The following is an 11,693-nucleotide window of genomic DNA, read 5'->3' on the forward strand; positions in this document are numbered from 1 at the left end:
GTCGAGGCCTTGGCAGCCGCGAACGATTTCAATTGCCTGAATGGTCGTCAGACCACCGATTTCCGGGGTGCCGGTGCCCGGTGCCCAGGCCGGGTCGATGCCGTCGATGTCGAAGCTCAGGTACACCGGACCGCCGCCGACTTTCTCGCGCACTTCAGCCATCAGTGGCGCCAGCGATTTGTGCCAGCATTCTTCGGCCTGGACGACGCGGAAGCCCTGATCGCGGCTCCAGTTGAAGTCGTCAGCGGTGTAACCCTGAGCGCGCAGACCAATCTGCACCACGCGGTCGCAGTCCAGAAGGCCTTCTTCGACGGCGCGACGGAAGGTCGTACCGTGGGCGATCTTCTCGCCGAACATGTGATCGTTGACGTCAGCGTGGGCATCGATGTGCACCAGACCGACCTTGCCGTGCTTCTTATGGATCGCACGCAGGATCGGTAGGGTGATGGTGTGGTCGCCACCCAGGGTCATCGGGATCACGTTGTGCTCAAGGATGTTGTCGTAGGCTTCTTCGATGATGCGCACGGCGTCGAGCAGGTTGAAGGTGTTGATCGCCACGTCACCGATGTCGGCAACGGCCAGCGAGTCGAACGGCGCCGCGCCGGTGGCCATGTTGTACGGGCGGATCATCACCGATTCGGTGCGAATGTCGCGTGGCCCGAAACGGGTGCCGGGGCGCAGCGAAGTACCGATGTCCAGAGGCACGCCTACGAAAGCAGCGTCCAGGCCGGCAGCGGTCGGTAAATGGGGGAGTCGGAGCATGGTGGCGATGCCGCCGAAGCGCGGCATTTCGTTGCCGCCCAGTGGTTGGTGAAGAATCTTGTCCACGGGTAAAGCCTCATCGTCTTTGTTTTATTTATGTCGGCGCGCCGTGGAGCACGGGTTCGGACGCCGCTGTGGGGGCGATGATGCGAAATGTAGTGAGGGGAAAGAATCGCTACGGGCAAAAACTTAGTTCAGATTTTTCTAAACTAATGGGCGAGGGGCGATTAGACTTTGTCGGGTTCGGGTCGTGTGATCGACAGGAGATCGTTGCCCTCACCCCAGCCCTCTCCCAGAGGTAGAGGGGGCCGACCGAGTTGTTGGCGGAATCTGCATCGACCTGAAAAATCGAGTCGAACTCAGGATTTGAAAGCCATGGAGATCAGCTCCCTCTCCCTCGGGGAGAGGGCTGGGGTGAGGGGCTTTTCCCACAGACACACAGTTGCAAAGCCCGGAGCAGACATGGCCAACGCTTTACCCGACCTGAAACTATTACGCATCTTCGTCAGCGTCGTGCGTCATCAGGGTTTCGCCAACGCCCAGCAGGAACTCAACCTGTCGACCTCGGCGATCAGCACCTACATGAGCCAGCTCGAAGCCGCGCTCGGCCTGGTGCTGTGCCATCGTGGGCGCGGCGGGTTCAGCCTGACCAGCAAGGGTGAGCTGTTCCATCAGGAAACCCTGCGCCTGCTCGCCGAACTCGAAGGTTTCGAGCAATACGCTGCGGCGCTCAAGGGCGAGTTGCGCGGCACGCTCAACCTCGGCGTGATCGACTCCACCGTCAGCGACAAGGCCTTGCCGTTCGCCGAAGCCATCGGCGCCTACAGCCAGGAACACCCGGCGGTGCATTTGCACCTGTCGGTGATGAGCCCGTACGAACTGCAACTCGGCGTGCAGGACAACCGTCTCGATCTGGCCATTGGCGCGTTCTCCACACGGATGAGCGGGCTGGTGTACATGCCGCTGTACCGCGAACAGCACTGGCTGTATTGCAGCAGCCGGCATCCGTTGTTCAACGAGCGGCGGATTCCCGAGCAAGTCATCACCCAGCAGCGCATGGTCGGGCGCGGTTACTGGAGCCAGGCCGAACTGGCGCGCCACGGTTTCAAACATAGCGCCGCCACCGTGGAAAGTATGGAGGCGCAGCTGATTCTGGTGCTGTCCGGCGCTTACATCGGCTATTTGCCAGAACACTACGCTCAGGCGTGGGCCGACAAGGGTGACTTGCGCGTGCTGCTACCGGCGACCTTCGGTTATCAGGCTCCGTTTTCAATGATCATGCGCCGGGGCCGTAGCCGCGAACCGTTGATCCAGACTTTCCGCGATTTGCTCAAAGCACAGCTCAATCAGGCTTAAGACCGATGTCCAGAATTCAATGCCCGCGCTGCCTGCGCCCCCAAACCCATTGCCTGTGCGCGCTGATCCCGCGCCTCGACAGTCGCACGCGGGTGTTGCTGTTGCAGCATCCGAGTGAGGTCAATCATGCGTTGAATACTGCGCGGTTGGCGGCACTCGGGTTGACCAATGCCGAGCTGATCGTCGGCGAAGTATTCGAGGATTTGCCGGCGCTGTTGAACCGGCCGGGGTATCGGGCGCGCTTGTTGTTTCCGGCTGATGATGCGCAGCCGATGCAGCCTTATGGCGGGTCCGATGAGTCGTTGTTGCTGGTGGTGCCGGATGGCACCTGGCGCAAGGCGCGCAAGATGTTGCACCTCAATCCGCTGCTGGCGGCGTTGCCGCGGGTCACGCTGGCTGAGGGCGGCGTGTCGCGCTATCGCTTGCGCAAGGCGCCGGGACCGGGGGCGTTGTCAACGATTGAAGCGATTGTGCAGGCGTTGCAGACGCTGGAGGCTCCGGCGTCATTCGAGCCGTTGCTCAAGCCGTTCGAGGCGTTGATCGAGGGGCAGATTGCGGCGATGGGGGAGGAGACCTTCCAGCGTAATCATGGCGACAAATGATCGTTCCCACGCTCTGCGTGGGAATGCATCCAGTGACGCTCTGCGTCACAGTCGCAAAGGGACGCGGAGCGTCCCGGGCGGCATTCCCACGCGGAGCGTGGGAACGATCATCGGCTACCGTTCACGCATCGCCTCGGTCCGGGCTTTCAGCACCGGTTTGAGCAGGTAATCGAGGACGCTCTTCTCCCCGGTAATAATGTCCACCGTCGCCACCATCCCCGGAATGATCAGCAACGGTTTCACATCCCCGCCCAGATGGTTTTTATCGGTGCGCACTTGAATCAGATAGAAACTGTTGCCCTTGTCATCGGTAATCGTGTCCGCACCGATCAGTTCCAGTTTGGCGCTCAGCCCACCATAAATCGTGTAGTCATAAGCACTGAACTTGACCATCGCCTTCTGCCCCGGATGCAGGAACGCGACATCCTGCGGCCGCACTTTGGCCTCGATCAACAGGTTGTCTTCCAGCGGTACGATTTCAACCATGTCGCTGCCCGGCTGCACCACGCCGCCGATAGTGTTGACCTTCAATTGCTTGATCACCCCGTGGACCGGTGAAGTCACAGTGGTGCGGGTCACGCGGTCGTCGATGGCGATGCTGGTGGCGGTGATTTTCGACAGGTCGGTGCGTTTCTCATTCAGCTCTTTGGCCGCCTCGGAACGGAAGGTCTGTTCCGACTCGTCGATCTTGCTGCGGATCTCGGCAATCGCCGATTCGGCGCGGGGAATGGCCAGCGTCGTCGCGTTCAATGAGCCTCGGATTTCTACCGCGCTGCGCTTGAGGCGGAGGATTTCCACGGGTGACACCGCGCCGGTTTTTACCAGCGGTTCGGACATGTTCATTTCTTGCTGCAGCAACGCCAGACTCGAGCTGAACTGACCTTGCTTGGAGCGAAACTCGGCCAGTTCCTGGGTTTTCTGCCGCAGTTGTTCGCTCAACGTGCGCTGCTCGCTGGCCAAACGGCGCTGGCGTTGTTCGTACAGTGAACGCTCGTCTTCGGCGACTTGCGGCGCCTTGGCGATGACTTCATCGGAGAGCTTGAATGGTCGGCCCTCGGCCTCCGCCGACAGCCGTTCGACCTGCGCGGTCAATGCATAACGATCGGCCTCGCTTTCCCCTTTGTTCGAACGAAAGCGCGTGTCATCCAGCCGCAGCAGGGTATCGCCCTTGTTCACCATTTGCCCTTCACGGACGAAGATCTCGGTGACGATCCCGCCTTCAAGGTTCTGGATCACCTGAACCTTGCTCGATGGAATCGCCTTGCCTTCACCCATGGTCACTTCTTCGAGCACGGCGAATTTGGCCCAGACCACCGCGCTGATCAGCAACGCTGCGGCCAGCCACACGGTGATCCGCGACCAGCGTGGCGAATCCTGCAACGAAGCACCGGCGGTTTCCGGCATGAATTCGGCTTCGGCGCTTTTGCCGAAACTGTCGAAGTAGCCGCGATCTTTGCTATCGGAGGAAGCAGACATGGGGCAACTCCTAGACCGCCGCCGAGCCGACACGGCCCTTGCGCAGTGCATCGATGACCGCTTCTTTCGGACCGTCGGCGACGACCCGGCCGTTGTCCAGCACCAGCAACCGGTCCACCAGACTCAGCATCGAGGTGCGGTGGGTGACCAGCAGCAGCGTCTTGCCTTGCACCCAGCCGTGGAGCTTCTGCCGCAGTTGGTCTTCGCTGCTGTTGTCCATGGCGCTGGTAGGTTCGTCGAGCAGCATGATCGGCGGATCAAGCAACAGCGAACGCGCCAGCAACACCGCCTGACGTTGGCCGCCGGAGAGCAATTGTCCGCGCTCACCCACTGGCCGATCAAAGCCTTGCGGATGCTGACGGGCAAGTTCGGTAACGCCCGTCAGTTCGGCCACTTCAAGCATCCGCGAATCGCTGATGTAACGTGCGCCGAGAGTCAGGTTGTCGCGCAGGCTGCCGGCCAGCAGCGGCAGGTCGTGGGCGACGTAACCGATTTGCTGGCGCAGGTCGGCAACGTCGAGTTGGCGCAGGTCGAGGCCGTCGAGCAGCAGTTGACCTTCCTCGGGTTCATAGAAACCCATGACCAAACGCGCCAGGGTACTTTTGCCCGAGCCGCTGCGGCCGATGATGCCGACCCGCTCACCGGGTTTCAGGCTGAAGCTGACATTGCTCAGCGCCGGCGCATTCTGGCCGTTGTAATGAAAGGTCACGCCGCTGACGTCCAGCGCGCCTTGCAATTGCGTGCGCTCCAGCGGCCGTTGTTTGCCGTCACGCTCTTGCGGCAAGGCCATCAGCGCATCGGTACTCTTCATGGTCAGTTGCGCCTGCTGATAGCGGGTAATCAGCCCGGCGATCTGCCCGAGCGGCGCGAGCACGCGACTGCCGAGCATGTAACTGGCGACCAGTGCACCGACGCTGAGGTTGCCGGCGATGATGCTGTAGACCCCGGCGACAATCGTCGCCATCCCCGAGAATTGTTGAATGAACAGTGTGCCGTTGGTGGCCAGCGCCGAGAGATTGCGTGCGTGGCTGTCGAGGCGGGTGAGGGCGCCGTGGGTGCTTTCCCACTTGTGCTGGCGCTCGCTTTCGGCGCTGCAGGCCTTGAGGGTTTCCAGGCCACCGAGGGTTTCAATCAGCACCGCTTGGCGTTCGGCGCCTAGGCTCAGGCTCTTTTGCACGGTGTCGCGCAAGCGCACCTGAATGATCATCGCGAAGAGGATGGTGATCGGAAACGCCAGCAGCGGAATCACCACCAGCCAGCCGCCGAGCAGGCCGATCACCACCAGCATCAGCACCACGAAGGGCAGGTCGATCAGGCTGGTCAGCGTCACTGCCGTGAGGAATTCGCGCAGGCCCTGAAAGTCATGAATGCTCTGGGCAAAACCGCCAATGGTTGCCGGTCGTGCCTTCATCGACATTCCGGTAATGCGTTCGAACAAAGTCGCGGAAAGGATCACATCGGTTTTCTTGCCGGCGGTGTCGAGCAGGTGCGCGCGGACCACCCGCAGAACCAATTCAAACCCGGTGCCTATCAGCAACCCGATCGACAGGACCCACAGGGTCGATGTCGCCTGATTCGGCACCACGCGGTCATACGTTTGCATGACGAACAGCGGCACCATCAGGCCTAAAAGGTTGATCAGGAAACTGGCGAGAATCGCATCGCTGTAGAGCCATTTTGACAGCTTCAGGGTGTCGCGAAACCACGCGTGCACCCGTGGCACCAGCGGTGAGCGAAGGTCTTCGAGTTCGTGGCGTGGCCGGGCGAACAAGGCCTGGCCGCTGTAGTGTTCGGTGAGTTCTTCACGGCTGATCCATTGCTCACCGCCATCGGCTTCGCTGGGCAGAATCAGCGCTTTGCCGTCGTCGCCGAAACGCCGCAGCACGGCGGTGCGACCGTCGTTGAGCAGCAGCAGAATCGGCAGGTTGAGTGGCGAGATGTCTTTCAGCTCGCGGCGCAAAATACGCGCCTGTAACCCGGCCCGGGCGGCGGCGCGGGGCAGCAAGTCGAGGCTCAAGCGTTGTTTGTTCAGCGGCAGCCCGGCACTCAGGCTGGCCCGGCTGACCGTCGCGCCATGCAGTTTGCAGAGGATCAACAGACCGTCGAGTAACGGATCATCGAAGCTCAGCCGCGGATCGACCCCGGTGTGGCCGGGTTCCATGCTGGTCATATTGATCGCTCCCCTGTTTCCGCTTCATTGATCGTTTCCGCGCTCTGCGTGGGAACGCCTCTAGGGACGCTCTGCGTCCAGTGACGCGGAGCGTCACGGGCTGCATTCCCACGCAGAGCATGGGAACGATCAGGGCAAAGTCAGCTCCTGCACGTTTATTTCAGTTCCGGCAGGCGCGCTTCGTTTTTCACTTCGGTCGCAGCAATCGCATCGGCCGGCAGCACCACCCGTTGTTTGCTCAGCAACTGGCCCATGTTCGCCAGCACGCGGTACATCGAATATTCCTCGGTGTAGCGGATTTCGGTGTAGCGACGGTTGGCGTTGTACAGCTCGTTTTCACTGTCGAGCAAGTCGAGCAGAGTCCGTTGGCCGAGGCCGAACTGATCTTGATAAGCAGCGCGCACGCGTTTGGTGGTCTCGGCGTATTCGCGGGCGGTCGGGGTCTGTTTCTTCGCATTGACCATGGCGTTCCACGCCAGGCGAATGTTCTCGTTGAGCTGGCGCAGGGCGTTGTTGCGGATGTCCATCGCCTGGTTGATCTGATGGGCATCGGAGGCCAGTCGCGCCTTGTCGCTGCCGCCGCGGAACAGGTTGTAGTTCATCACCACACCCACACGCCATTCGTTGTCGTGGCCTTCATCGCCCTGCACATTGTTGTTCGCGCCGACGGCCGCTTCCGCGTCGAAGCGTGGATAGAACGGCGACTTGGCGACTTCGTACTGGCTCTCGGCCGATTGCACGTCAGCCTGGGCAGACTTCAGATACGGGTTGTTGTCGACCATGCTCTGCTGGGCTTCACGCAACTCGGTCGGCAGTTCGCCACGGGTCGAGGCCGGGGTTTCCAGCTCATCGGGCATGCGCCCGACCACGCTGTAGAAATTCGATTCGGCGTCGGCCAGATCGACTTCAGCGGTGTCGAGGTTGTTTTGCGCCAGCGCTTTACGGGCGACCGATTGGTCGGAGTCAGCGGTGCTGCCGACGCCACGCTCGGTGCGCAGGCCGATCTGATCGTTGACCCGCAAGTGCGCCTGCAGGTTGTTGCGGGCCAGCGTCACCAGTTCGCGGCGCTTGAGCACTTCGAGGTAGACCTCGATGGTGCGCAGGGCCAGATCCTGGGCGGTGCCTTGTGCGTAGTACGCGCGCGAATTCGACACGCCTTTGGTGCGCTCGACTTCGTTGGCAGTGTTGAAACCGTCGAACAGCATCTGCCGCAGACGCAGCTCTGACTGGGTGTAATTGAGGATTTCGGTGTGGTGATTACCGAAGGCCCGAGTGTTGGTGTTGTCACTGTAGCCACGGCCATACGCGGCGTTCAAATCGACGGACGGATAGAAGCCACCCTTGGCGACTTTGATTTGTTCATCAGCCGACAGGCGCGCGTCCACGCGCGAAGCCAGTTCCGGGTGAGTGGCGATGGTGCTTTGGATGGCCTCGGTGAGGTTCATGGCCTGGGCTTGGGAAGTGCAAGCCATGGCCAGCAAAACCGCGCTGCAGAGGGGGGTTAGAACGCGCATGGGTGCATCTCCCTGAGTCCTGATGGTGTGTTACTGTCGCCAAATATTTGACGATATTTTTAGGTGTAGGCGTTTCACTCTTGTAACAACAGAGCTAAGAACATCCTGAAGCGTAGCTAAGAAAAAATTTTCATAAGGCTTATGCCGAAAAAAACTTATGCGCTTTGTAAAAACCGGCACATTGTTCAGCGTGAAAGCCTTTGTTTTATGCGCTTTAGGGAGCACAAAAAGGCTTGAGGAAAGTTCCACTCACTTTGCGACATACGGCGAAGTACTGCTGAAGGGGAGGGACGCGTAGCGGTTGAGGAGCGACAGATTTTTGTCACTCTGGTGATTCACCACCGTTACGTAGCGTTAGTGGGCGTGCTGCCTTGATCAGGGTTCGGAAGTGCTTGATCGCACTGAAGTTTTCCTAGGGCGCCACCCGCGAAACGAACTGTCGAAGGTGCGAGCGTCGCCTCCGACAACCCGATTGAGCCATGGGCTGCTTCGCTTACCAGTGCCGACGGTGGTCGGCAGCGGAGGATTTCACATGGCAACGCTCATCGGGATAGTCACTAAAGTCATTGGCCAGGTTTTCGCCCAGTCAGCCGACGGTACCAAACGCGCACTGGTTGAAGGGGATCGTCTGTTTGCCGGCGATCAACTGATCACCGGCGCAGAAGGCGCCGTCGCCGTTCATCTGCAAAACGGCCAGGAACTGACCCTGGGGCGCGACAGCAGCCTGACCATGACCGGCCAGTTGCTGGCCGATCAGGCCGCCCACGTGAATGCGCCGGAAGCCTTGACCCCGAGCGAAGCGCAACTGACGGACGTTGAGCAGATCCAGAAAGCCATCGCCGCCGGTGACGACCCGAGCAAAACCGCTGAAGCCACGGCTGCCGGTCCCAACGCCGCGGGCGGTGCGCCGGGTGAGCTGGGCGGTGGCCACAGTTTTGTGTTGCTGACGGAAGTCGGCGGCCGGGTCGATCCGATCATCGGTTTCCCCACTGCCGGGTTCGGCGGTATTCCCGAATTCCCCGAAGAACGCCACAACGCCGTGATCGATAACGGCAATGACACCCCGGCAATCGTGGTGCCGCCACCGGTCAACAATCCGGTAACCCTCACGGGCCTGGCCGTGCCCGGTGGCGAGCTGAATCTCAATGAAGCCAATTTGCCTGACGGCTCGGCCGCCAACCCAGGCGCGCTCACCCAAAGCGGCAGCTTCACCGTGTCGGCACCGGACGGGCTGACCAGCCTGAGCATCGGCGGCATCAACGTTATCGTTGGCGGTGTGCCGATCGGCTTCCCGCAATCGATCACCTCGCAACTGGGTAACACCCTGACCATCACCGGGTACAACCCGGCGACGGGCGTTGTCAGCTACAGCTACACCCTCAACGGCAACGAAAGCCATGCGGCCGGGGACGGTGCCAACAATCTCAGCGAACAGTTCACCGTGATTGCCGGCGACAGCAATGGCGACACGGCGACCGGCACGCTCGACGTCAACATCACCGACGACGTACCGAAAGCGTTTGATGACAGCAATGGCACAGCGTCTGAGACTCAACTGACGCTGACCGGCAACGTCCTGACCAATGACGTGCAAGGTGCCGACCGCGTACCTGGCGGGCCAGTCACCCCGGGCACGTTCACCGGCACTTACGGCACCCTGGTGCTGAATGCCAATGGCACTTACACCTACACCCTGAACACCAACGATGCCGATTTCAAAAACCTGCACGGCGGCGGCAACGGCACGGAAACTTTCGCCTACACCATCACCGATTCCGACGGCGACACCAGCACCGCCAACCTCGTTCTGCAGATCCACAACAATGACGATCCGGTGGTCATCAATGGCCTGAACGTCGAAGGCGGCGAGCTGACGGTCTACGAGAAAAATCTCACTGACGGCAGCACTCCGGATGCCACCGCGCTGACCCAAAGCGGCACGTTCACCATCACCGCACTGGATGGTGTCACCACGTTGACCGTCGGCGGTATCGCCATCGTCACCAACGGCGTGGCCGCAGGTTTCCCGCAATCCGTGACGACTCCGTTGGGCAGCACACTCACCATCACCGGTTTCAACGCGAGCACCGGCGTGGTCAGCTACAGCTACACCCTCGATCACAACGACGCGCATCCGACCGCCAACGGTGCCAACACGCTCAACGAGCAGTTCGCGGTGACGGTGGTCGATGACAACGGCACCACGGCCAACGCCACCCTTGATGTGAACATCGTCGACGACCTGCCCAAAGCCGTGGATGACAGCAACGCAGGCACCGCGTCGGAAACTTTGGTGACGCTGACTGGCAACGTCCTGACCAACGATGTGCAAGGCGCAGATCGCGTACCGACCGGTCCAGTGACTGCGGGCACGTTCACCGGGACTTACGGCACCTTGGTACTCAATGCCAACGGCATTTACACCTACACGCTGAACACCACTGATGCCGACTTCAAAAACCTGCACGGCGGCGGCAACGGCACGGAAACCTTCAGCTACACCATTACCGATTCCGATGGCGACACCAGCACCGCCAACCTCGTTCTACAGATCCACAACAATGACGATCCGGTGGTCATCAGCGGCCTTGACGTGAATGGCGGCGAACTCACCGTTTACGAGAAAAACCTCAGCGACGGCAGCGCGTCGGATTCCACCGCGCTGACCCAAAACGGCACGTTCACCATTACCGCTCTGGACGGCGTGACCACCCTGACCGTCGGTGGCATCGCCGTCGTTACCAATGGCGTCGCCGCAGGATTCCCGCAGTCGGTCACCACGCCATTGGGCAGCACACTGACCATCACCGGTTTCAACGCCACAACCGGCGTGGTCAGTTACAGCTACACCCTGGTCGACAACGAAGCGCATCCAACCGCCAACGGCGCGAACAATCTGCCTGAACAGTTCGCTGTGACGGTGGTCGACGACAATGGCACGACGGCCAACGCAACCCTCGATGTCAACATCATCGACGACCTGCCAAAAGCCGTGAACGATTCCAACGTCGGCACCGCATCGGAAACCAACCTGATTCTCACTGGCAACGTCCTGACCAACGACGTGCAGGGTGCTGACCGCGTTCCTGCCGGGCCAGTCACTGCCGGGACGTTCACTGGCACTTACGGCACCTTGGTGCTCAACGCCAACGGCACATACACCTACACGTTGAACACCAACGATACAGACTTCAAAAACCTGCACGGCGGTGGCAACGGCACGGAAACTTTCGCCTACACCATTACCGATTCAGACGGGGATACCAGCACCGCCAATCTGGTTCTGCAGATCCACAACAACGACGATCCGGTGGTCATCAGCGGCCTTGACGTGAATGGCGGCGAACTTACCGTTTACGAGAAAAACCTCACTGACGGCAGCACACCGGACGCCACTGCGCTGACCCAAAACGGCACGTTCACCATTACCGCTCTGGACGGCGTGACCACCCTGACCGTCGGCGGCATCGCCGTCGTCACCAATGGCGTCGCCGCAGGCTTTCCGCAATCCGTGACCACGCCGCTTGGCAGTACGCTGACCATCACCGGTTTCAACGCCACAACGGGCGTGGTCAGTTACAGCTACACCCTGGTCGACAACGAAGCGCATCCAACCGCCAACGGCGCGAACAATCTGCCTGAGCAGTTCGCCGTGACGGTGGTCGACGACAATGGCACCACGGCCAACGCAACCCTCGATGTGAACATCATCGACGACCTGCCAAAAGCCGTGAACGATTCCAGCGTCGGCACCGCGTCGGAAACTCTGCTGACCCTGACCGGCAACGTCCTGACCAATGACGTGCAAGGCGC

Annotated in this window: 7 protein-coding genes; 3 read left to right on the forward strand and 4 right to left on the reverse strand. The window is 60.7% G+C overall.

Annotated features, from left to right (window positions below; translation table 11 throughout):
* Positions 1 to 828: agmatinase (gene speB, locus ACIF4X_RS21435; RefSeq protein ID WP_397483638.1), on the reverse strand; the 828-nt coding region annotated here is incomplete at its 3' end.
* Between the two features lie 396 nt (positions 829 to 1,224).
* On the opposite strand from speB, the gene ACIF4X_RS21440 reads away from it, so the two are divergent.
* Complete coding sequence (locus ACIF4X_RS21440; RefSeq protein WP_007956593.1) at positions 1,225 to 2,118, forward strand: LysR family transcriptional regulator; 894 nt, start codon at positions 1,225 to 1,227, stop codon at positions 2,116 to 2,118.
* Between the two features lie 5 nt (positions 2,119 to 2,123).
* Positions 2,124 to 2,720 (forward strand): tRNA-uridine aminocarboxypropyltransferase, encoded by a 597-nt coding sequence (locus ACIF4X_RS21445; protein WP_397483639.1) that lies wholly within the window; start codon positions 2,124 to 2,126, stop codon positions 2,718 to 2,720.
* Between the two features lie 114 nt (positions 2,721 to 2,834).
* Here ACIF4X_RS21445 and ACIF4X_RS21450 read toward each other — a convergent pair whose 3' ends face one another.
* From ACIF4X_RS21450 to ACIF4X_RS21460, 3 genes are all read right to left on the reverse strand, one after another.
* Positions 2,835 to 4,196 (reverse strand): HlyD family type I secretion periplasmic adaptor subunit, encoded by a 1,362-nt coding sequence (locus ACIF4X_RS21450; protein WP_016985930.1) that lies wholly within the window; start codon positions 4,194 to 4,196, stop codon positions 2,835 to 2,837.
* Positions 4,197 to 4,206: 10 nt separating this feature from the next.
* Entirely contained in the window at positions 4,207 to 6,366 is a 2,160-nt protein-coding gene (locus ACIF4X_RS21455; protein WP_397483640.1) for a type I secretion system permease/ATPase, read from the reverse strand.
* Positions 6,367 to 6,521: 155 nt separating this feature from the next.
* The gene (locus tag ACIF4X_RS21460) at positions 6,522 to 7,880 is read right to left on the reverse strand and encodes a TolC family outer membrane protein (protein WP_397483641.1); all 1,359 of its coding nucleotides are present in this window, start codon (positions 7,878 to 7,880) and stop codon (positions 6,522 to 6,524) included.
* A 532-nt stretch (positions 7,881 to 8,412) separates the two neighbouring features.
* Between ACIF4X_RS21460 and ACIF4X_RS21465 the strand changes: the two genes are divergently transcribed.
* A partial coding sequence (locus tag ACIF4X_RS21465) for a retention module-containing protein (protein WP_397483642.1) occupies positions 8,413 to 11,693 on the forward strand: 3,281 nt, incomplete at its 3' end.

Origin of the sequence: Pseudomonas sp. NPDC085632 (genome assembly GCF_044541255.1) — a bacterium.
In the GTDB taxonomy this organism is placed as follows: domain Bacteria; phylum Pseudomonadota; class Gammaproteobacteria; order Pseudomonadales; family Pseudomonadaceae; genus Aquipseudomonas.

Coding starts and splice junctions, on each gene's coding strand:
- ACIF4X_RS21450 (WP_016985930.1), bottom strand. CDS start 4,196: ATGTCTGCTTCCTCCGATAGCAAAGATCGCGGCTACTTCGACAGTTTC.
- ACIF4X_RS21455 (WP_397483640.1), bottom strand. CDS start 6,366: ATGACCAGCATGGAACCCGGCCACACCGGGGTCGATCCGCGGCTGAGC.
- ACIF4X_RS21445 (WP_397483639.1), top strand. CDS start 2,124: ATGTCCAGAATTCAATGCCCGCGCTGCCTGCGCCCCCAAACCCATTGC.
- ACIF4X_RS21460 (WP_397483641.1), bottom strand. CDS start 7,880: ATGCGCGTTCTAACCCCCCTCTGCAGCGCGGTTTTGCTGGCCATGGCT.
- ACIF4X_RS21440 (WP_007956593.1), top strand. CDS start 1,225: ATGGCCAACGCTTTACCCGACCTGAAACTATTACGCATCTTCGTCAGC.